The organism is Micromonospora sp. NBC_01796, assembly GCF_035917455.1.
Lineage (GTDB): Bacteria > Actinomycetota > Actinomycetes > Mycobacteriales > Micromonosporaceae > Micromonospora_G.
This window is the reverse complement of record NZ_CP109078.1, coordinates 1,979,611-2,001,212: the sequence shown is the minus strand read 5'-3', so window position 1 is coordinate 2,001,212 and position 21,602 is coordinate 1,979,611. Positions and strand designations below refer to the sequence as shown.

General features: G+C 71.0%; 15 protein-coding genes and 1 riboswitch. Of the genes, 9 read left to right on the top strand and 6 right to left on the bottom strand.

Going from position 1 to position 21,602, the window contains the following annotated elements; translation table 11 throughout:
- Nucleotides 1-4: 4 nt before the first annotated feature.
- The 3 genes from OIE47_RS09145 to OIE47_RS09135 all read right to left on the bottom strand — a co-directional run bounded on the left by OIE47_RS09145 (nt 5) and on the right by OIE47_RS09135 (nt 7,409).
- Nucleotides 5-853: a helix-turn-helix domain-containing protein gene (locus OIE47_RS09145; RefSeq protein WP_326561070.1), complete on the bottom strand. Its 849-nt coding sequence runs from the start codon at nt 851-853 to the stop codon at nt 5-7.
- A 5-nt stretch (nt 854-858) separates the two neighbouring features.
- Nucleotides 859-1,374, bottom strand: coding sequence for a hypothetical protein (locus OIE47_RS09140; RefSeq protein ID WP_326561069.1), 516 nt, complete (start codon nt 1,372-1,374; stop codon nt 859-861).
- Between the two features lie 218 nt (nt 1,375-1,592).
- Nucleotides 1,593-7,409, bottom strand: a complete 5,817-nt coding sequence (locus OIE47_RS09135) for a ThuA domain-containing protein (RefSeq protein WP_326561068.1) — start codon at nt 7,407-7,409, stop codon at nt 1,593-1,595.
- Between the two features lie 327 nt (nt 7,410-7,736).
- Nucleotides 7,737-7,848, top strand: a riboswitch (TPP riboswitch).
- 2 nt (nt 7,849-7,850) lie between these two features.
- Here OIE47_RS09135 and thiE point away from each other — a divergent pair.
- The 7 genes from thiE to thiC all read left to right on the top strand — a co-directional run bounded on the left by thiE (nt 7,851) and on the right by thiC (nt 13,901).
- Nucleotides 7,851-8,486, top strand: a complete 636-nt coding sequence (gene thiE / locus OIE47_RS09130) for a thiamine phosphate synthase (RefSeq protein WP_442792138.1) — start codon at nt 7,851-7,853, stop codon at nt 8,484-8,486.
- Nucleotides 8,480-9,643, top strand: coding sequence for a glycine oxidase ThiO (thiO, locus tag OIE47_RS09125; protein WP_326561066.1), 1,164 nt, complete (start codon nt 8,480-8,482; stop codon nt 9,641-9,643). The genes thiE and thiO overlap by 7 nt, the downstream gene beginning before the upstream one ends.
- 20 nt (nt 9,644-9,663) lie before the next feature.
- The gene (gene thiS, locus OIE47_RS09120; protein WP_326563038.1) at nt 9,664-9,864 is read left to right on the top strand and encodes a sulfur carrier protein ThiS; all 201 of its coding nucleotides are present in this window, start codon (nt 9,664-9,666) and stop codon (nt 9,862-9,864) included.
- A 5-nt stretch (nt 9,865-9,869) separates the two neighbouring features.
- Entirely contained in the window at nt 9,870-10,682 is an 813-nt protein-coding gene (locus OIE47_RS09115; protein ID WP_326561065.1) for a thiazole synthase, read from the top strand.
- 233 nt (nt 10,683-10,915) lie between these two features.
- On the top strand, nt 10,916-11,503 hold the full coding sequence (locus OIE47_RS09110) for a thiamine phosphate synthase (RefSeq protein ID WP_326563037.1): 588 nt from the start codon (nt 10,916-10,918) through the stop codon (nt 11,501-11,503).
- Nucleotides 11,500-12,291 carry a bifunctional hydroxymethylpyrimidine kinase/phosphomethylpyrimidine kinase gene (gene thiD / locus OIE47_RS09105; protein ID WP_326561064.1) on the top strand — a complete coding sequence of 264 codons (792 nt, stop codon included), beginning with the start codon at nt 11,500-11,502 and terminating at the stop codon, nt 12,289-12,291. Before OIE47_RS09110 ends, thiD begins: the two co-directional genes overlap by 4 nt.
- 17 nt (nt 12,292-12,308) lie before the next feature.
- Nucleotides 12,309-13,901: a phosphomethylpyrimidine synthase ThiC gene (gene thiC, locus OIE47_RS09100; protein WP_326561063.1), complete on the top strand. Its 1,593-nt coding sequence runs from the start codon at nt 12,309-12,311 to the stop codon at nt 13,899-13,901.
- A 344-nt stretch (nt 13,902-14,245) separates the two neighbouring features.
- Here the strand turns inward: thiC and OIE47_RS09095 are convergent, their stop codons facing one another.
- From OIE47_RS09095 to OIE47_RS09085, 3 genes are all read right to left on the bottom strand, one after another.
- Nucleotides 14,246-17,317 (bottom strand): hypothetical protein, encoded by a 3,072-nt coding sequence (locus tag OIE47_RS09095; RefSeq protein WP_326561062.1) that lies wholly within the window; start codon nt 17,315-17,317, stop codon nt 14,246-14,248.
- A gap of 76 nt (nt 17,318-17,393) precedes the next feature.
- Complete coding sequence (locus OIE47_RS09090; protein ID WP_326561061.1) at nt 17,394-18,344, bottom strand: LLM class F420-dependent oxidoreductase; 951 nt, start codon at nt 18,342-18,344, stop codon at nt 17,394-17,396.
- Nucleotide 18,345: 1 nt separating this feature from the next.
- Nucleotides 18,346-19,131 (bottom strand): ABC transporter ATP-binding protein, encoded by a 786-nt coding sequence (locus OIE47_RS09085; protein ID WP_326561060.1) that lies wholly within the window; start codon nt 19,129-19,131, stop codon nt 18,346-18,348.
- A gap of 270 nt (nt 19,132-19,401) precedes the next feature.
- On the opposite strand from OIE47_RS09085, the gene OIE47_RS09080 reads away from it, so the two are divergent.
- Both OIE47_RS09080 and OIE47_RS09075 read left to right on the top strand, forming a co-directional pair.
- Complete coding sequence (locus tag OIE47_RS09080; protein WP_326561059.1) at nt 19,402-20,442, top strand: ABC transporter substrate-binding protein; 1,041 nt, start codon at nt 19,402-19,404, stop codon at nt 20,440-20,442.
- 224 nt (nt 20,443-20,666) lie between these two features.
- Nucleotides 20,667-21,494: an ABC transporter permease gene (locus tag OIE47_RS09075; protein ID WP_442792137.1), complete on the top strand. Its 828-nt coding sequence runs from the start codon at nt 20,667-20,669 to the stop codon at nt 21,492-21,494.
- Nucleotides 21,495-21,602: the final 108 nt, after the last annotated feature.

Below are 21,602 nucleotides of genomic sequence, written 5' to 3'. Positions count from 1 at the left end.
GGTCTCACTTCCGCTCGTACTCGCCAGCGACCCGAGCGATGAAGTTTACCGATGCGATCGGGCTCAACGCGGCTTCCGCGAGCCGGACCGCCTCCCGCCGGAAGAACTCGACCTGGTGCCGCTCCTCCAGGAACAGCCCGGTGAGCTTGTGGTCGAGGTAGACGACGGACCGGTTGCGCGGGAAGTCGAGCAGCGCGAAGGCACCGTCGAGACCGGTGTGCGCGCCGGCGGCCAGCGGCACCACCCGGAGGGTGATGTTCGGCCGTTCGCTGGCCGACACCAGGTGCCGCAGTTGCCGGGCCATCACCTGCGGGCCGCCGACCGGCCGCCGCAGGGCGGCCTCGTCGATCAGGGCGTGCAGCGCCGGTGGGGTGTCGCGGGTGAGGATCGCCTGCCGGGCCAGCCGGGCGGCTATCCGGGGCTGGGTGTCCACCTTCCGGACACCGCAGGACTCCATCACCGCCCGGGTGTAGTCCGGGGTCTGCAACAGACCCGGTACGAGCAGCGGCTCGCACCCGATGATGGTGGTCGCCTCGGCTTCGAGGTGGATCAGCGTGCGCGACTCGGCGGAGAGACCGACCGCCGCCTCCCACCAGCCCGGCTCGGCGGCCCGTTCGACCTGGCGGAGCAAGGCGGCCCGTTCGTCACCGGTGACCCGGTAGACGACCAGCAGGGCGGCGGCCTCCTCGGTGCGTACCTGCTGGCGGCCGTGTTCGAGGCGGGACAGGCGGGACTGCGGCCAGTCGAGTTCGGCAGCGACCTCGCGCAGGCTCAGCTTCCGGCGTACGCGTAGTTCGCGGAGCTGGGCCCCGACGTTGCGGCCGGCGACGGCGGGCTGGATGCGGCGGGACACGGCGCTCAACTGTTGCGGTTGCGGGCGAGCAGTACGGCCGAGCCGGCGGCGGCGAGCAGCAGCGCCCCGCCGATCAGCCACCACACGCCGGTGCTCAGACCGGACCCCTTCGGCAGTGCGATCGGGTTGCTGGGCACCGGCCTGGGTGCGGTCTGTTCGGCCTTGGCCTCGACCGTGGCGACCGCCTCGGCGGGATTCGGCGCGGGCGCGGTGACCGTGACCTGCCAGCGGCCGGGGGAGAGGATCGGTCCGGTGGTGTAGAAACCCTGGCCCTCACCGGACGGTTCGAGCTGGATCGGCCCGACGGTGTCGCCGTCTCCGTCGGTGGCGGTGAGCACCAGCCGGACAACCGTTTCGAGCTGGTGCCCGTCGGCGTAGCTGGCCCGGATGGTCACCCCGGTGGCGCCGTCGCCGGCCACCTGGAGGTCGAGCTTGCCGTCCCGGGCCGCCGCCGGCGTCGCCGGGAGCAGGAGCACCGGTACGAGGGCCAGCGCGGCGAGCAGTACTCGCAGGGGTCGCATCAGAGGTTCCTTTCGGCGCGCCGGACACCCGTACGGTGCCGCGGGATGGGTTCCAGTGTGTCGGCTGGGAGCGGTCCGGCGGCAGGGCTGTGCGGTCGCAATTGCTGGAGGGACTGGGTGGTGCCCGGGTGCGGTGGTGCCGGGGTACGCCGGGGCGGCCGGCCTGGTTGGCCGGCCGCCCCGGGTTTGGTGCGGTTACTGCGTTTCGGTGCGGGTGGTTAGAGCTTGCCGCCCTGCTTGATCCGGGTCGGGTCCTCGGCGAGGCGTCCCGTTCCTTGGACGGACTTGTCGGCGTTGGCCTTCACGCCCGCCTTGGTGGCCTCGCCACCGAGCCGGACGATCATGGCGTCCGCGTCCCTGGTCAGAACGTCGCGGACATCCGCGTCGGTGACCAGGGCGGTGTCGGCGACAAGCGCCTTGTACGCGGTCAACTGCTGCACCGCACGCTTGTCGTTGCCGGCGGCCTCCGAGTCGCGGACCGCAGTCAGCTTGTTGGTCAGCTGCTTGTGGGCCTTGGTGGAGAGCCGGTTGGTGGCCTTGAACCGGTCCTGCAGGTTCTGCATGTCCCGGAACGAGGTGGTGACGAAGAACCGTACCGACGAGGTCGTGGTGTTGCCGGCCTTGTCGGTCGCGGTCACGGTCAGCTCGTGCAGCCCCAGCGACAGGTCGTAGAGCGCCTGCAGCGTGTTGTTGGCGTACGGCTGGCCGTCGAGGGTGCCGATGGTGGCTTCCAGACCGGAGGTCGGGTCGACCGCCTGCCAGGAGACCCGGACGTCGGCGCTGTCGCCGTAGAGCTGGCCGTCGGCGAGACCGGAGACCAGCACGGTGGGCTTGGTGCCGTCGATCTTGAGCAGCGCCGACTTCAGCGTCTCCTCGTTGCCGGCCGCGTCGGTGGCCCGGTACAGCAACTCGTGCTGCCCGTCGCCGCTGACGTTGACCGTCGTGGTGTACGGCGTCCAGGCGCCGCCGTCCAGCGAGTACTCCAGCTTGCTGACCCCGGCACCCGCGTCGGTGGCGGCGAGCGTCACCGGGATGGTCCCGGCGTGCCAACCGCTGTCGCTCGGCGGCGCGAAGGTCGCCGAGGTGACCGGCGCGGTCGCGTCGATCTTCACGTCGACCGTCTTCGTCTCCTCGACGTTGCCGGCCTCGTCCGTGGAGCGGAACCGGACCTGGTGGGCGCCGTCACCGGAGACCAGGATCGGCTCGGTGTAGGCGGTCCAGGTGGTGCCCGCGTCGAGCTGGTACTCGGTGCTCGCCACTCCGCTGCCACCGGTGTTGTCGGTGGCGGTCAGGGTGACCGTGGTGGCGGCGTTGTACCAGCCGCCGGTCGGCGTACCGGCCACTGCCGCGGTGGTCACCGGTGCGGTCGGGTCGTCGACCGCGGTGCTCACCCGGAAGTAGTCGAACGTCGCCGGCTTCGACGCCTGCTGTGCCGCACCCAGGGTGAACAGGCCGAACTTGGGCGTGGCGCCCACGGCCGCGTTGGTCAGGCTCCCCAACGACGTCCATTCGGTCCCGTCGGCCGAGTACGACGCGGTGTACGTGTCGCCGGCCTTGGCCAACCGCAGGTGCCAGATGCCCTGCGTCAGGTTCGACGCGTTCGGCTGCGGGTCCTGCACCACGGCGCCGATCTCGCTGCGGAACTCGATCCGCCGGGTCACCGGCTGACCGGCCGCGTTGTCCGCGATGTAGTCCAGCTTCAGGTAGTTGTCGTCGTTGCCGTAGACGAGGAGACCGCCCTGCTGGTACTGCTCGTTGAACTGGCTGCCGTCGACCTTGGTCTCGATCGTCCAGTCACCGGCCGGCGCGTTCTGCAGGATGAAGTTCGACGGCGGGGTGCCGCCACCCTGGTAGATGTCGCCGTTCGGTACGTCGATCTGCAGGCCGCCACCGGTCACCCGGTAACCGGCCGGGTCTTCCCGGACGATCGCGTTCCACTTGCACTTGTCCAGGCTGGTTCCGGTGAACTCGTCGGACGGCACGACCGGGCCGGCCGGCTCGTCCGGGCTGAGCTGGAACCAGTCGAACTTGGCGTCGTTCACCGAGGCCGTGGTGTTCCCGTTCAGCGCGAACAGACCCACCTTCGGGTTCTCGATCCCGGCCAGGGCGGCGGACCGACCCACCGGGGTGAACGTCTGGCCGTCGACCGAGAAGGCCCCGGTCAGGTTGGTGCCGTCACTGCTCAGCCGGACGTAGAACGTGTCGCCCATCCCGGCCGGTACGGCGATCCCGTCGGCGGCCTCGTTGCGCGGCGTGCCGGCGGTCTCCCGGATGAACTCGAACTTGCGGTTGTCCGAGTAGAGCAGGTCGAGCTTGGCGTAGTTCGCGTCGTCGCCGTAGACGATCAGACCAGCCTGGTGGTAGTTGGCGGTCGCGCTCAGCGTCACCTTGGTGGTCGCCTGCCAGGCACCGTTCGGGGCCGGCTGGAGCACCACGTTGGTGGCGTTGTTCGTGCCGCCGTACAGGTCACCGACCGCGGTCGGCAGAACCAGGCTGCCGTCGGCGACCGAGTAGAGCTGGTTCTCCCGGATCACGGTCGACCAGCGCGACTTGTCCAGCGAGGTGCCGGTGAAGTCGTCCGAGCGCGCCCCGAAGCAGGACGTGTTCGGCGCGGTCACCTGCACCGGAACGTTGACGAACGTGGAGGCACCACGCGCGTCGGTAACCGTCAGGGTGGCGGTGAAGTTGCCCGGCACGGTGTAGGTGTGGGAGGCGTTGGCGGTGTTCGCCGTGCCCCCGTCACCGAAGTCCCAGGCGTACGTGAACGGGGCGTCGTTCTCCGGGTCGGTGGCCGTACCGCTGAAGGCGACCGTCACCGGCGCGACGCCGGCGGTGGGGTTCGCGGAGGCGGTGACCACCGGCGGGGCGTTGTCGGTCACACCCCGACCGAGGAAGTCGGTCCAGTTCACGTTGAGGATCGCGCCGGTTCCGGTGGAACCGGTGGGGTTGCGCGCCACGAAGTACAACGTGCCGCTGCTGGTGCTCGGGGTGGTGATCGCCGCCGGTACGTCGACGAATCCCTGCCAGTCACCGGTGTTCGGCACCTCGGCGGTGGCGACCAGCGGGCCGTCGACCGCTCCGGTACGGACCTCGATCCGAGCGCCGCCACCGGCCGACGAGGCCCGGAAGCGGAGCGAGTCGATGCCGGTCAGGTTCGCCGGCTCGATCGCCCACCAGTCGCCGTCCTCGATGAACCCGATGTTCTCGAATCCACCGGCCGGGTCGGTGGTCGCCTGGCGCTGCACGCCCGGGTCACCACCGCTGGTCGATCCGGCCACCCGGCCGGTCGAGGTGTAGTACTCGGCCTGCGTGCGCTTCGGCTGGAGCTGCTCGATCGCCCGCCCGGTCAGGGCGTTCGACCCACCCGCGCCGCCACCGTCGGTGTAGACGGCCTCGAAGACACCGAACACGTTCGCCTCGGCGCCGTGCCCGGAGGCGAGCAGCGTCTGGACCGAACCCTCACAGCCGGTGTACGACTGCAGCGGGTGCGCGTGCTGGTCGTGGCCCAGGTAGTACTGGAGCACGACCCGGTCGCAGTCGATCGTCCCGTCCTCCGGGTCGGTCACGTTGACCTTGTACTTGACCAGGTCGCCCCACTCGAAGAAGCCGCCGTCCGGCGGGAACTCGATGGAGACGGTCGGCGCGGTGTTGCCCACCGTGACCGGTACGTTCGCAACCGCGGTACGCCCCTTGGGGTTGGTGACCGTGAGCTGCGCGTTGTAGTTGCCCGCCGCGGCGTACGTGTGCGCCGGGTTCGGGTCGGTGGAGGTGGCGTTGTCGCCGAAGTTCCAGGCGTACGTCAGCGTGCCACCGTCCGGGTCACGCGACCCGGCGCTGGAGAACTGCACCGCCAGCGGAGCCGGACCCGAGGTGGGCTCGGCGGTCGCGACCGCGATCGGGGCCCGCTCACCGGCGGTGTAGTCGATCCGGTAGATGCCCGAGTTGTCGTTGTTGCCGCCGAAGCCGGTACCCCACTCGATCAGGTACAGCGCCCCGTCCGGACCGAACTCGAAGTCCATCGGCCGCAGCATCGTCATGCCGGTCAGCAGCTGGTTGATGTCGACCAGCGACTTGCCGTCGGCACTGACCTGCATGGTGTACATCTTGTTCTGGTTCCACTCGCCGAGCAGCGCCTTGCCGTCGTAGTAGGCCGGCCACTTGCGCTCCGAGTTGAGGTTCTCGTCGTACCGGTAGACCGGGCCACCCATCGGGGCGCCGCCGCCGCCGATCTCCGGGAACAGCGGGTTGCCGCTGTAGTCGAAGTCGACCGTGGCCGAGATGGCCGGCGGCAGGTTGGTCAGGCCGGTGTTGTTCGGCGAGTTGTTGACCGGCGCGGCACAGTCGAACTTCGCACCACTCGGTCCCGACGGGAACGGGTAGTCGTTGTACGCGTAGTTCGCGCCGTGGCAGTACGGCCAGCCGTAGTTGCCCGGTCCGACGATGTTCCACTCGACCGTGCCCTCGGGGCCACGGTTCGGGTTCGCCGCACCGGCGTCCGGGCCGTAGTCGCCGACGTACAGGGTGTCGGTCTGCGGGTCGATGCCGATCCGGAACGGGTTCCGGAAGCCCATCGCGTAGATCTCGGGCTTGGTCAGCGCCGTGCCCGGGGCGAACAGGTTGCCGGCCGGCACGGTGTAGGTGCCGTCGTCCTCCGGGTGGATCCGGAGCACCTTGCCGCGCAGGTCGTTGGTGTTACCCGACGAACGCTGCGCGTCGTAGTCCTGCCGACCCGGCCGCTCGTCGATCGGGGTGAAGGAGTCCGACTCGAACGGGTTGGTGTTGTCACCGAGCGCCAGGTACAGGTTTCCCTGGCTGTCGAAGGCGATGCTTCCGCCCGCGTGGCAGCAGGTGTTGCGCTGCGTCGGGACCTGGAGCACGACCTTCTCGGTGGCGGCGTTGACGGTGTCGCCCTCGACCGTGAACCGGGAGAGGTAGTTACGGGCCGCGCCACCGGCGGGTGCGTAGTACACGTACACCCAGTTGTTGGTGGCGAAGTCCGGGTCGAGGTGGATGCCGAGCAGACCGTCCTCGTTACCGGTGAAGACCGGCAGCGTGACCGCGGTCACCGTGGTGCCGGTGTCCGGCTTGATGATCTGGATCCGGCCGTCGCGCTCGACGTAGAAGACCCGACCGTCCGGAGCGATGTCCAGCTCCATCGGGTTGTTGGTGTTGCTGTCCAGCGACACCTTCTCGAAGCTGCTGGTCTTCGTCGCACTGCAGTCGGCCTCGACCACCCCCGCGGCGGTCTCGATGCCGCCGAGCAGGTGGGTGAGGAACTCCGGCTCCGCGAACGACTCGTTGGTGTGACCACCGCCGGTGTACCAGGAACGGCCACCCTCGTAGTCCTGACACCACGCGGTCGGGTGGTCGGCGCCCATCGCGCCGCTACCCGGGGTGTAGCTCCGCTCGTCCAGGCTGGCCAGCACGTGTACGTTCGCGCGCGGGTTGGTCCGGAAGTTGTACCACTCGTCGAAGCGGGACCACTGGGCCGGCAGGCCGGCGGTGGACGGGTGCGCCGGGTCCTCGACCTTGACCGTGGCCTGCTGGTTGGCCGGGTGCGCGTTGAAGTACGCGCCGACCAGCCCGCCGTACCACGGCCAGTTGTACTCGGTGTCGGAGGCGGCGTGGACACCGACGTATCCACCACCGGCCTCGATGTAGCGCTCGAACGCCGCCTGCTGGGTGTCGTCGAGCACGTCACCGGTGGTGGAGAGCCAGATCACGGCCTTGTACTGGGCGAGATTGGCGTCGGTGAACGCGGCACCGTCCTCGGTCGCGGTGACGGAGAACCCGTTCGCCGTGCCGAGCTGCTGGATGGCCGCGATGCCGGAGGGGATGGAGCCGTGCCGGAATCCGGCGGTCTTCGAGAAGACGAGCACGGAGTACGGGTCCGCCGCGGCGGCGGCCGGGGCCGCCTGTGCGGCGCTCGGGGCTGCTACGAGTGCGGCCGCCGTCGAGGTGACGGCGACCGCGAGACTCAGCAGCGCATGGCTGAGGGTGCCGCGCAGCGCGTGGCGCGGGCGAGGTCTTGACACGAAGGATCTCCTTCGTCCGCTGGGGACACGGGGGATCCCCGGCCGGCTCGCCGAAGACCGGTTCGGGGGTGGTGGGTTTCGGCTGCGTGGCCCGCCGTGGCTGTGCAGTCGAAATTTGTCTTGTCGCTGAACAAATTAATGCCGGTCAGCGTGAGGCGGGCAATACAGCAACAAGCCAAATCGGGTAACGGTTGGGTAACCGAGGCGGATCTTCCGGATAGGACAGACAAAACCATTGGGTGTTCGGAGTCACCTCCGCCGCTCGCGGCGCCCCGCTGTGACGTGCGACCCCTTGGCGGATCCGGTCCGCCGTCGTAGTGTGGTCGACAAGTAACCCACGGGAGTCCGGTGTACCGGGCTGAGAGGGGGGCTGACACAGCCCCCGACCGTCGAACCTGATCCGGGTAATGCCGGCGCAGGGAGGAGTTTGCCGTGCCCGTACTGGGACGTCTGCATCTCATCACCGACACCCGTACTGGGCGTGATCCTCTCGCCACGGTACGTGCGGCGATCGCCGTGGCCGGGCCACAACTCGTGGTCCAGGTACGCGTCGAGGACGACACCACCGACCGCGACGCGTACGACCTCGCCCGGCGGATCGTCGACCTCTGCACACCGGTCGGCGCCACCTGCCTGGTCAACGACCGGCTGCACATCGCCCTCGCGGCGAACGCCGCCGGTGGCCACGTCGGTGCGCTCGACCTGCCCGTCGAGGCCGCCCGACGGGTGCTCGGGCCGACCGCGGTGCTCGGCGCCACCGCCCGCGCACCCGACCCGGCCCGGGACGCGGTGGCGGCCGGCGCCACCTACCTCGGCGTCGGACCCTGTTACGCCACCACCACCAAGGACGGGCTGCCGGAACCGATCGGCCCGGCCGGCATCGCGCGGGTGGCCGAGGCGGTGGGCGTACCGGTCATCGCGATCGGCGGGGTGACCGCCGCCCGGGTGCCGGAACTGCTCGCCGCCGGCGCGTACGGGGTGGCCGTGGTCGGCGCCGTCAGTGCCGCCGCCGATCCCGCCCGAGCCACCACGGAACTGCTGGACGCGCTGACCCGTACCGGGGCTTCGACGTGGTAGGCGGGGACGCCCACCCGACCGAATCCGACCACGTCCCCGCCACCGGGCGGGCGGACGTGGCCGTGGTGGGCGGGGGGCCGATCGGGCTCGCCATCGCCTGGCTGGCCTCGGTTCGGGGGATGCGGGTGCGGGTGCACGACCCCGCACCCGGCAGCGGGGCGTCCGGCGTCGCCGCCGGCATGCTCTCCCCGGTCGCCGAGGCATCCTTCGGCGAGGAGGCGCTGACCCGGCTGCTGCTGGACTCGGCCGCCCGCTGGCCCGACTTCGCCGCCGAGGTCGCCAACGCGGCCGGCCTTACCGGGATCGCCGAACTCGGCTACCGCACCGAGGGCACGCTGGTGATCGGGCGTACCGCCGACGACCTGGCCGAGGCGCGCCGGCTCTGGGCGTACCAGCAGGGACTCGGACTCCCGATCACCGCACTGGACGCGACCGGGCTGCACGACCGCGAACCGTTGCTCGCACCCCGGGTACGCGGTGGTGCGCACGCCCCCGACGACCACCAGGTGGATCCCCGCCGACTCGTCACCGCCCTGCGGATCGCGGCGGTACGGGCCGGGGTGGTGTTCGTGCCGGCCGCCGTCCACGACCTCGCCGACCTCGACGCGGACACCGTCGTGGTCGCCGCCGGCTGCGGAGCCGCCGGACTGACCGGGCTACCGATCCGACCGGTGAAGGGGCAGATCCTCCGCCTCCGCGCACCCGGCGGCGAGCCGCCCGGCTTCCGGCACGTGATCCGGGGCTACAACGACGGCCGCTCGGTCTACCTGGTGCCCCGGCTCGACGGCGAGGTGGTGGTCGGCGCCACCGTCGAGGAACGCGGCGACACCACGGTCACCGCCGGCGGCGTACTGGAACTGCTCCGGGCCGCGATCGACCTGGTCCCGGAACTCGCCGAGTACGAACTCGCCGAGACCACCGCCGGCCACCGCCCCGGTACGCCGGACAACGCCCCGGTGATCGGCCGGCTCGCCGACCGCCCCGACGTGATCGTGGCGACCGGGCACTACCGGCACGGCATCCTGCTGACCCCGGTGACCGCACAACTCGTCGTCGACCTGCTCACCAGCGGGGTGGCGGATCCGGCGCTGGCACCTTTCACCCCGGACCGGTTCACCCGGACCGGGCAGACCTCGGTGAGGGAGGAGATCCGGTGACCGGAGAGGGTGGGGTTTCGGTGGAACTGACCGTGAACGGGACGGACCACAGTCTGCCCGGCGGGATGACCGTGGCGGAACTGGTCGCCACCGTCACCGGCCAGACCCGCGGCGTGGCCGTCGCGGTCAACGGCGAGGTGGTCCCCCGGGCCGGCTGGCCGGCGGCGGTCCTGAGCTCCGGCGACCGGGTCGAGGTCCTGACCGCGGCCCAGGGCGGGTGAGCCGGATGTCCGAAGTGGAGACCGAGCCGGCCGCCGAGCCGGTCACCGGCCGGTTCGAGCTGGGCGGGGTGTCGTTCGCCTCGCGGCTGATCCTCGGCACCGGCGGCGCGGCGAACCTGCACGTACTCGAACAGGCGATCCGGGCCAGCGGCACCGAGTTGGTCACCGTCGCGCTGCGCCGGGTCGACACCGCCGCGACGATGCACGGCGGGCTGCTGGACGTACTCGAACGGTGCGGCGTACGGCTGCTGCCGAACACCGCCGGCTGCTACACCGCCGCCGAGGCGGTCAAGGTCGCCCGGCTGGCCCGCGAGGCGTTCGACACCTCGTGGGTGAAGCTGGAGGTGATCGGGGACGACCGGACCCTGCTGCCGGACGGGGTCGAGCTGCTGCACGCCGCCGACCAGCTCGTGGCCGACGGGTTCACCGTGCTGCCGTACACCAGCGACGACCCGGTGCTCGCCCGCCGGCTCGCCGAGGCGGGCTGCGCGGCGGTGATGCCGGCCGGCGCACCGATCGGCTCCGGGCTCGGCATCGGCAACCCGCACCACATCCGGCTGATCCGGCAGAGCGTGGACGTGCCGGTCATCCTCGACGCGGGGATCGGCACCGCCTCCGACGCCGCACTCGCCATGGAACTCGGCTGCGACGGGGTGCTGCTGGCCAGCGCGGTGACCCGGGCCGCCGAACCGGCCCGGATGGCGACCGCTATGCGGTACGCCGTGGAGGCGGGCTGGCTCGCCGCCCGGTCCGGCCGGATCCCCCGACGGTTCCACGCGCTGGCGTCCAGTCCCGACGAGGGACGGCCGGACCTGTGACCGCCCGGCGGCCCGAGCTTCCCCCGGAGCCGCGTCACCCGGACCGTGGCCGGTCGGCCTCCGCGCGTCCGCAGACGCCGCGCCCCGTCCTGGACGACGACGGTACGGCGACGCCACCTCCCCGCGCGCTGCGTCCCGGCCTGGACGACCACGGTACGGCGACGCCGCGTCCCCGGGCGCAGCGTCCCGGCCCCGACGACGACAGAGCAGCGACGCCGGGCACGCCGAGTGGTCTGGTGGTGGTCACCGACCGGCGGCAGACGAATCGGCCACTGCACGAGGTGATCCGGGCGGCGGTGGACGGTGGCGCCCGGTGGGTGCTGCTCCGGGAGAAGGACCTGCCCCGGGGCGAACGCCTGGCCCTCGCCGAGCGGCTGCGGGAGGTCCTCGTACCGGCCGGCGGAACGCTGGTGGTGGCCGGCCCCGACCCGCTCGGCGGGACCGCAGTGCACCTGCCCGCCGCCGGACCGTACCCGCCGCCGGAGCTGCCGCTGGTCGGCAGATCCTGCCATGACCTGACCGAACTGGGACGGCTGTCCACGGAGGACTACGTGACCCTCTCCCCGATCTTCCCGAGCCCGTCCAAGCCCGGTTACGGGCCACCGCTGCATCCGGTCGGCCTGGCCAGGCTGGTACGGCGTACCCCGGTTCCGGTGCTCGCCCTCGGCGGCGTCACCGGACCCGACCAGGTCGCCGCCTGCCTGGCCGCCGGTGCGGCCGGGGTGGCGGTGATGGGCGCGGTGATGCGCGCCGACGACCCGGCCGAACTGGTCGCCCGGCTGACCGCCCCGGCGACAGTCGGGCGGAGGAGCGGGCGATGACACCACCGGTGGCGCTGACCATCGCCGGTTCGGACTCCGGCGCGGGTGCCGGCATCCAGGCCGACCTGAAGGTGTTCGCGGCCCTCGGCGTCTACGGCACCTCCGTGATCACCGCCCTCACCGCGCAGAACACCCACCAGGTACGCGCCGTCCTGCCGACCCCCGCCGACATCGTCACCGCACAACTCGACGCGGTCCTGTCGGACCTGCCGGTGCTCGCGGCCAAGACCGGGATGCTCGGCACCGAGGAGGTGGCGGACGCGGTGGCGGCACAGGCCCGCGCCGGGCTCCTGCCGCACCTGGTGGTCGACCCGGTGCTCGTCTCGACCAGCGGACACCGGCTCGGCGTGGTCGCCGCGGTGACCCGGCTGCTGCCGTACGCGCTGGTCGCGACGCCGAACCGGGAGGAGGCCGCGGCGATCGTCGGACGCCCGGTGACGACCACCGACGAGATGGTCGCCGCCGCCGCGCAGATCGCCGCCGGCGGACCCCGCTACGTGGTGGTCACCGGTGGCGGTGACGACGACGACCGGACCGAGGCGGTCGACGTGTTCTGGACCGGCACCGGGACACGGCTGCTCGCCGGCCCACGGGTACCCACCCGGAACACCCACGGCACCGGCTGTTCGTTCTCGGCCGCGATCGCCGCGCGGATCGCGCTCGGCGACGCGGTCCCGGACGCGGTCGTCTTCGCCAAGGAGTACGTCGCCCGCGCGCTCGCCGGTGCGCGCGACTGGGAGTTGGGCACCGGCCATGGACCGCTGGACCACTTCGGTTGGTCCCGCTGACAAGCAGGAGGTTGGTTATGCAGGCTCGTCGCAAGGTGTACGTGGAGGGATCGCGGCCGGACATCCGGGTCCCGTTCGCAGAGGTGGAACTGGCCGGGGACAACCCACCGGTCCGGTTGTACGACACCTCCGGGCCGGGCAGTGACCCGGAGGTCGGCCTGCCGGCGCTGCGCGGCCCGTGGATCGCGGAGCGCGGTGACGTGGCGCCGGTACGCGGTGCCGGTACCCCGCTCGTCGGGACGGACGGCCGGCGGCCGACCCAGCTCGCGTACGCGCGGGCCGGGGTCGTCACGCCGGAGATGGAGTTCGTGGCGGTACGGGAAGGGGTGCCGGGCGAGGTCGTCCGGGACGAGATCGCCGCCGGGCGGGCGGTGCTGCCGCTCAACGTCAACCACCCCGAGGTGGAGCCGGCGATCATCGGCAAGCGGTTCCTGGTCAAGGTGAACGCCAACATCGGCACCTCCGCGGTGACCTCGTCGGTCGCCGAGGAGGTGGAGAAGCTCACCTGGGCGACCCGGTGGGGTGCGGACACGGTGATGGACCTCTCCACCGGCAAGCGGATCCACGAGACCCGCGAGGCGATCGTCCGCAACTCCCCGGTGCCGATCGGTACGGTGCCGATCTACCAGGCACTGGAGAAGGTCGGCGGCGACCCGGTCAAACTCTCCTGGGAGGTGTTCCGGGAGACCGTGATCGAGCAGGCCGAACAGGGCGTCGACTACATGACCGTGCACGCCGGGGTGCTGATGCGCTACGTCCCGCTGGCCGTGGAGCGGGTCACCGGCATCGTCTCCCGGGGCGGATCGATCATGGCAGCCTGGTGTCTGGCGCACCACGAGGAGAACTTCCTCTACACCAACTTCCGCGAACTGTGCGAGATCCTGGCCCGCTACGACGTGACCTTCTCCCTCGGTGACGGGCTCCGGCCGGGGTCGATCGCGGACGCCAACGACGAGGCCCAGTTCGCCGAGCTGCGTACGCTCGGTGAGCTGACGAAGATCGCCTGGGAGTACGACGTCCAGGTGATGATCGAAGGACCGGGTCACGTGCCGATGCACAAGATCAAGGAGAACGTCGACCTCCAGCAGGAGCTGTGCCAGGAGGCGCCGTTCTACACCCTCGGTCCACTGACGACGGACATCGCGCCCGCGTACGACCACATCACCTCGGCCATCGGCGCCGCGATGATCGGCATGTTCGGCACCGCCATGCTCTGCTACGTCACCCCGAAGGAGCACCTGGGGCTGCCGGACCGGGACGACGTCAAGGCGGGCGTGATCGCGTACAAGATCGCGGCGCACGCGGCTGACCTGGCCAAGGGGCATGTCGGTGCACAGGACTGGGACGACGCGCTGTCCAAGGCCCGGTTCGAGTTCCGCTGGGAGGACCAGTTCAACCTGTCGCTCGACCCGGAGACGGCTCGGGCGTACCACGACGCGACCCTGCCGGCGGAGCCGGCGAAGACGGCCCACTTCTGCTCGATGTGCGGGCCGAAGTTCTGCTCGATGAAAATCACCCAGGAGCTGAAGGAGTACGCGGCTCGCGGGATGCAGGACAAGTCGACTGAGTTCGTGGAGTCGGGTGGAAAGGTTTATCTGCCGCTGGCGTGAGGTCTTCTGTTCCGTGTTTCCGGGGACGGGGTTGGGCCCGCCAGGGTGGGGTTGGGCCCGCCGCGCCCGGCGCCTTCAGGGTGGGGTTGGGCCCGCCGCGCCCGGCGCCTTCAGGGTGGGGTTGGGCCCGCCGTGCCCGGCGAGGGCCGTCACGCTTGATCCCCTCGCCGGTCACGGCGGGCCCAACCCCGTTCCGTTCCGCCCTCCCCTCCCCTCACCGGCCGGGCACGGTCGGGCGGGGATGCTGTGGTTGACCATGAAGTTAGCGACGTAATCCGAGCCGGATCGCGTCGCTAACTTCATGATCAACAGGGTTTGTGAGGGATCAACGGGGGTTGTGGGGGTTAGTCGGCGTGGTGGCGGCCGGAGGAGCGGAGGGTACGGCGGGGGGCGTCGGGGGAGGGCGGTTCGGCGGGGGAGGGGGCACCCAGGCCGCTGACCCAGTCGACGTACTCCTCGTCGGTGGCGGACACCGGGCGTTCGGCGCGGCCACGGCCGCGTTGTGCCGGCGGTTCCGGCGCGGTGCCACCGGTGTCGGTGCCGGTGGTCGACTCGGAGTCGGGCTTGGAGTCGGATGACCGGTTGCGGCGGAACAGGCCGCGACGGGGGCGGGCCGCCTTCTGCTCGGTTTTTCCTCCGGCCGTCTGCCCGGCCTTCTCCTCGGCCGGTTGCTCGGCCTCCACGGCCTTCTCTTCGGCCTCCTGCTCGGCCTTCTTCTCGGACTGTCGCTCGGTTGGGTTGTCGTCCCAGGGGAGTGGCGACTTGGTCGCGCCCAGGTCGGTGCCGGTGCCCGGTGGGGTGCGATCCGGTGACGGCTCGGTGGGTTCGGGGCGGGTGGTGGAGGAGGAGGCGCTGGGGAAGCTGGTGGCGGGGGAAGTGCTGGGGAAGCTGGTGGCGGGGGAAGTGCTGGGGAAGCTGGTGGCGGGGGAAGTGCTGGGAAAGCTGGCGGCGGGGGAGACGCTGGGGGAGGTGGTGGCCGGTGGTGTCGGTTGCGATGTCGATCCGCCGAGTCGGAAGGGGGTCTTCCGTACCGGTTCGGGGGGCGTCGACGGGTCGTTGGCCGTGACCGGCTCGGGAGCGGCGTACGGCTTGCTGGTGGCTATCGGCTCGGGGGCCACGTACGGCTTGCTGGTGGCCGCCGGTTCGGGAGCCGTGTACGGCTTGCTGGTCGTGAGCGGTTCGGGGGTGGGGTACGGCTTGCTGGTGGCCACCGGTTCGGGAGCCTTGAAGAGCGGTTCGGGCGGGGCTACGGGCTGACGGCTCTCCGTACGCGGAAGGTCCTGGTCGTGAGCGGTGTCGCGGCTGGAACGACCGGTGGGTTCCGGAGCGGGAGCGGGGGTGTCCGTCCGGCCTGCGGCGGCGAAGGCGTCCCAGCCGCTGTCGGTACGTTCCTCGAACGGCTTGTGCCGATCAGCCGAGGACGGCCAGAAGTCGGCGGTGGACATGGTGGCGAGCGTCGGATCGGCCCATTCGGGCTCAGGTCGGCGGCTCGGCGGCTCGGGTGTCGTCCCGAGAGGGCCCGATTTCGGCGACCCGAGCGGGTCGGACTTCGGTGTTCCGAGCGGGTCGGAGTTCGGCGTCCCGAGTGGGTCGGGCTTCGGCGTCCTGAGCGGGTCCGAGGTGGGCGACAGTAGCGAGTCCGGGGTGGGTGACAGCAACGCATCCGATGCCGGCGAGCGCGGGGCCGGCACGGGTGCCGGGGCCGGGAGAGGCGTGACTGCCGCCGGGCGGACCGGATCTGCGGTCGGCCGGCTTCCGGCGCCGGACGTCGGAGCTGCCGGGGTCGTTGTCGCTGCCGGCGGTGCTGCCGCCGGTGGGGCGGGCGTGAGCGGCGGTGGCAGCAAGGGGGAGGCCGCAGCCGAGGGTCGGAACGACGGTGCGGGGGTTACCGACGACGGGAACTGCGTCGCGGCTGTCGGTGCTGCCGGGATCGGCGGCACGGGGATCGCCGAGGCGGCAGGAGATGGCAAAAGGTCGGAATCGCCAGGGTCCGTGGATTCCGACCGGATGGTCGTTTCGAACCTGGTTGGTGATGCCGGTTTGCTGGCTGGTTCGGGCTCGTTCACCGGCTCCGGCTTGTACAACGGCTCCGCCTTGCTCGCGGCGTAGTCGGCCGAGGCGGGGGCGAGGAAGGCGGTGGCGGGGCTGCTGTGTCGCGGGTAATCGGTCTCGCGTGACCGGCGCGGACTCGGGATGGTGGGCTCGGACGCCTGGTCGGAGGACGTGTCGCCGGACCGGGCGCTGGACCACAGCTCGGTCGGGTGGTCCTTCCACGTCTGGGTCGAGCCGCCTGCGGACGAGTCGGTGGAGAGGTCGTCCTTCCACGTCTGCGTCGAGCCGCCCGCCGCCGAGGCGGTGGAGAGGTCGCTGTTCCACGGCCGCGTCGGGTCGCCCGTCGCGGAGTCGGTGGACAGGTGGTCCGAGCGGGGCTCGGTGGGCCGGTCGGTCCACTGGTCCGTCGAGCGGCTGGTCCAGGTCTCGGTCGGGCTCTCCGCCACGGGCTCCGGGGTGCGTACCCGCTGGAGGATCTCGGTCGGTTGCAGCGGGGTCGGTGTTGCCGTCTCCGAGGTCAGCGGCCAGCGCATCACGGCGGCGAGCACCGAACCGAGCGCACCGGCCGCGACCGCGATCAGCGCACCCCAGTACGGCGCGGCCTGGTACTTGTCGGCCGAGTCACCCGGTCCGGCAGCGAGGTAGGACAGGGCGAGCATCGCCGGACCGACCGCCCCGGTACTGGCGACCACCACCGTCGAGTGGCCCCGGAGCCGGGCCAGGACGCCGGTGAGCGCCCCGGCCACCAGCGCCAGCGCCGGCATCGTCACGACCGCCAACCGCTGGGTGCTGCCGGCACTCAGCCAGGCCGGGTCGGGCACTCCGAGTCGTACGGCGGGTAGCGGGTCGGTCGGGCCGAGCGACGGCATCACCGAGATCAGTGCCAACACCCAGATTCCGGCGGTGATGACGGCGACGTTCCAGCTCACCGGCGACTGGTGCAGTGCCGCCACCGCCGCCGCGAACCCGACCAGTGCGCCGAGGCCGGCGACCAGGCCGGCGGCGAGTACCGGGTCCACCGCCGCGACCTGCGCGGCTCGCGCCGGTTGCATGGACAGCGGCGCCACGGCGCCGGCACCGAGCGCGGCGGCGCCGGCGAGTGCGAGCCGGGTGCCGAGGGTGGGGTGGTAGTCGTACCGCCGGGCCAGTCGATCCGCGATCACCGCACCGACGACCGCGGCCACCATTGTGAACCAACTCACCCAGGCGAGCTGGGCGGTCCACTGACTGGCCGCGGTCGTGTCGAAGGTACGGGCGAAGCGCACGATCCCGAAGCCGTACGCGAAGCCGAGCTGGCCCGCTCCGGCTAGTACGCCGACGCCGAGGGCGACGAGCAGCACCCTGCCCCAGGTCCGAAAGGCCATGCGGGGCAGGTTACGGCCCGTCGGGTTGGATCGCCACCCTGACGCCAGCGCGTCGGGTCTTACTTCGGGTGCCTCGTCATCGGGTGCCGCCCACCTGCGGCAGCACCTCGGCGGCGATGAGTTCCAGGTGGTCGAGGTCGGTGAGGTCGGTCAGCCGCAGGTGCACCCGGCCGGCACCGATCTCGGCGAACTCCCCGATCCGCTCGACCAGCTGGGCCGGCGAGCCGATTACCGGGTCCTCCGGCGGGAGTGCGCTCTTCTCGTGCAGCGGTGCCGCCCGGCGCTGGGCCTCGGCCTCGTTCCGGCCGATCGCCACGACGATGCCGGTGGAGAGCACCAGCGGGTCCAGCCCGTTCGCTGCCCGGTCCACCTTGTCGCAGGCGTTGAGCACCCGCTCGTACGCCTCGGCGGTCTCCTTGACCGACTTGAACGGCATGTTGAACTCGTGCGCGTACCGGGCGGCCAGTGCCGGGGTGCGCTTCAGGCCCTTGCCGCCGACGATGATCGGCGGGCCGGGGACCTGGATCGGCTTGGGCAGGGCGGGTGCGTCGACGAGCTGGTAGTACTCGCCCTGGTGGTTGAACCGCTCGTCGAGCGGCGTACGCCACAGGCCGGTCACCACGGCGAGCTGTTCGGCCAGGCGGCTGAACCGTTCGCCGACCGGCGGGAACGGGATGCCGTACGAGAGGTGTTCCCGCTCGTACCAGCCGGCGCCGATGCCGAGGTCGACCCGGCCGCCGCTCATCTGGTCGACCTGGGCGACGATCACCGCGAGCGGGCCGGGCAGCCGGAACGTGGACGAGGTGACGAGGGTGCCGAGCCTGATCCGGGAGGTTTCCCGGGCGAGACCGGCCAGGGTGATCCAGGCGTCGGTGGGGCCGGGCAGTCCGGGGTCGGCGCCCATCGACTGGTAGTGGTCGGCGCGCAGCCAGCCCTCGAACCCGCCGTCCTCGGCGAGTCGGACCATCCGGAGTTGGTCGTCGTAGGTGGCGCCGCGATGCGGCTCGGTGAAGATGGAAACTCGCACGTTATCGACCTCTCGCCCCGGCGCCAGCCGGGGAATCGCGCTCCATCAGTAGTTCGTGCAGATCGGCACTGCAACGGGCCACCTCTTCGAGGTGGGCGTTGCGGCCCAGGGTGCGCGGCCGGGGAATGTTGATGTCGACCACCTTGCGGATACGGCCGGGGCGGGGACTCAGCACGACCACCCGGTCGGCCAGCAGTACGGCCTCGTCGATCGAGTGGGTGACGAAGACGATGGTGGCGGCGTTCTCCATGTGCACCCGCTGCAGCTCCACCGACAGCTCCTCGCGGGTGAGGGCGTCGAGGGCGGAGAACGGCTCGTCCATCAGCATCACCCGCGGATTGCCGACCAGTGATCGGCAGAGCGATACCCGTTGCTGCATCCCGCCGGAGAGTTCGTGTGGCAGCCGCTTCTCGAAGCCGCCCAGACCGGCCATTTCCAGCAGTTCCATGGCGCGGGCCCGGTGGCTCGCGCGGCGCCAACCGAAGATCTCGACCGGCAGAAGTACGTTGTCGAGCACCGTCCGCCACGGCAGTAGGGCGGGGCGCTGGAAGAGCATGGCGATGTCGCGCCGGGTTTTGGTGACCCGTTCGCCCGCGACGGTGATTTCGCCCTCGGTTGTCGGCAGCAAGCCGGCGATAAGTCGGAGCAAAGTGGACTTTCCGCACCCGGAGCGTCCGAGAATTGCGACAAATTCGCCCTCGGCGACGTCCAAGTCGATGCCGCGCAACGCTTCCACGGTGCCCGATCGCCCGGTGAAGGTACGGGACACCCCCGCGAGTCGGATCATCCGGCAGGCTCCCCATCCAACGTAGGCAGGTCAACAGCCCGGACAGGTTATCCGGATTGTCGGCGTACGGACACCCCGGGGTGCGATACCAGTTTGTTTCCGTTCCGCAACATGACACGCCTGGCGGGGCAAAGGTGGGGTTCTCGTACGCTGTGCCCGCGAAGTTTCCTTAACCACGGCACGGCGCCCACCCCCCGGCCCCGAGCCGCTCCGCCCCAAACGGCCCCCTCCGGACGGTCGAAAGCCGCCGGTCGAAAGGAAATGGTGTTCATGAACAGGCTCACCCGTACGCTCGCCATCGCTGCCCTGGCCAGCACATTGGCCATCGCGACCGGCTGCAGCGGTTCGGACGGTTCCGACGCAGCCAGCGGTGGCGGTGACACCAAGACGCTGGAGAAGGTCACGTACCTGACCTCGTTCGCCAACTTCGGTCGGGACGCGTACGCGTACGTTGCCAAGGACAAGGGCTACTTCAAGGAGGCCGGGTTCGACGTCGACATCAAGCCGGGCAGCGGCACCCTGAACAACCTCAAGGCGGTCGCCACCGGCACCGCGATGTTCACCCCGCTCGACCTCACCGGCATCCTGCAGGCGCGGGGCACCGGTAGCGCCGAGGCCAAGGACGTCACCGTGGTCGCGGGCATCCAGCAGCGGACCATGGCCGCGATCATCACGCTCGACGGCAACAACATCACCACCCCGAAGGACCTTGAGGGCAAGACGCTCGTCGACAGCCCCAGCTCCGTCGTGCGCAACCTTTTCCCGACGTACGCCAAGCTGGCCGGCGTCGACGCGACCAAGGTCACTTGGCGCGACGGTGACCCGGCGGGCCTGATCGGTCTGCTGGCCGGTGGCGCCGCGCAGGGCATCGGTCAGTTCGTGGTGGGCAAGCCCACCGTCGAGGCGGCGGCGAAGGGCAAGAAGGCCGTCGTGCTGCCGTACAGCGACGTGATGACCGACCTCTACGGCAACGTCCTGGTCACCTCGACCAAGATCGCCAAGGAGGACCCGGACAAGGTCAAGCGCTTCACCGCCGCGCTGATCAAGGGGCTCGTCGCGAGCATCGACAACCCCAAGGAGGCCGGCGAGATCCTGAACAAGAACGTGCCGACCGCCCTCGCCGCGCCGGCTGCCGCCGAGTGCGAGCTGATGGCCGCGTTCGTCCGTTCCGCCGGTACGGGTGCCGCGGTTGGCACGATCGACATCGACCGGGTCGCCCGGAGCATCGCGATCCTGCAGGGTGCCGGCGCGATCCCGCCGGGTCTGACCCCCGAGCAGCTCATCGACGTCAACCTGACGCCGAAGGCCTGATCGTTCCAGCGTCACGGGGGTACACCCGCCGGTCATACCGGCGGGTGTACCCCCCGCTTTCGTTCCGGCGACAGCCGGACCGGAGGTAGGGCCGGCGACAGCCGGACCGGACGTAGCGCCGGTGATGGCCGGACCCTACGTAGCGCCGGCCGGTGGCCGGACCGAATGAGGAGCCGGCCGACCGCCGGACCGAATGAGGAGTGTGAGACCAAGAAATGGCCGAGTTGACCGAGGTTCGACCCAGGGTGCCCACGGCCGTGAGCCGGGAGCGTCGGGTCGGTGGGTCGGTGGCGCGGGTGGCCATCTGGCCGGTGGTCGGGATCGTGGTCACGGTCGCCGTGTGGTGGCTCTCCACGGACGTGTTCTCGCTGGTTCACCCGGCGGTGCTGCCGCCGCCGGTCGAGGTGCTGGACGCGTTCACCGCCAAGCCGAGCCTGCTGTTCGAGGGGCTGCTGGAGACCACCCTGGAGACCCTGATCGGCTTCCTGATCTCGACCGTGGCCGGGATCCTGATCGGGCTCGCGCTGGCCGCCTCGCAGACCCTGGAGCGGATGTTCTCCCCGCTGCTGGTCGGTATCAACGCGATCCCGAAGGTGACGATCGCGCCGCTGCTGGTCTTCGCCTTCGGCTGGGGACAGCAGCCGATTCTGATCATGGTGTTCCTGCTCTGCTTCTTCCCGATCGTCCTCGCCACCACGGCCGGGCTGACGGCAACCCCGTCCGACCTGGTCGAGCTGGCCCGTTCCCTGAACGCCTCGCGGCTGCAGGCGTTCCGCAAGGTACGGATGCCGGCCGCGCTGCCGCAGATCTTCGTCGGGCTGAAGGTCGCCATGCCGCTGGCCGCGATCGGCGCGGTGATCGGCGAGTTCCAGGCCGGTGCGGGCAAGGGCCTGGGTACGCAGATCATCCAGTTCGGCGGCCAGGGTGACAGTGCCACCGCGTGGGTGGCGATCCTGCTGATCGGCATCATGAGCATCGTGCTCTACTACGCCCTGGTCCTGATCGAGTACCTGACGTTGCCGTGGGTACGGGAGACCACCTCGGCCCGGTGAGCTTCGTGCCGCCGGCAGGCCTGCCTCGCGGTGTCACCGACGGCACGGCGGATCCCGGCTCGACCGGGTTCCGCCGTCGGTGCCGACGACGGCGGCCACGTACCAACC

Bases quoted from the DNA above. Each gene is read 5' to 3' on its own strand.
- OIE47_RS09140 (WP_326561069.1), bottom strand. From the start codon at position 1,374: ATGCGACCCCTGCGAGTACTGCTCGCCGCGCTGGCCCTCGTACCGGTG.
- OIE47_RS09115 (WP_326561065.1), top strand. From the start codon at position 9,870: ATGTCCGAAGTGGAGACCGAGCCGGCCGCCGAGCCGGTCACCGGCCGG.
- thiD (WP_326561064.1), top strand. From the start codon at position 11,500: ATGACACCACCGGTGGCGCTGACCATCGCCGGTTCGGACTCCGGCGCG.
- thiC (WP_326561063.1), top strand. From the start codon at position 12,309: ATGCAGGCTCGTCGCAAGGTGTACGTGGAGGGATCGCGGCCGGACATC.
- OIE47_RS09095 (WP_326561062.1), bottom strand. From the start codon at position 17,317: ATGGCCTTTCGGACCTGGGGCAGGGTGCTGCTCGTCGCCCTCGGCGTC.
- OIE47_RS09085 (WP_326561060.1), bottom strand. From the start codon at position 19,131: ATGATCCGACTCGCGGGGGTGTCCCGTACCTTCACCGGGCGATCGGGC.
- OIE47_RS09080 (WP_326561059.1), top strand. From the start codon at position 19,402: ATGAACAGGCTCACCCGTACGCTCGCCATCGCTGCCCTGGCCAGCACA.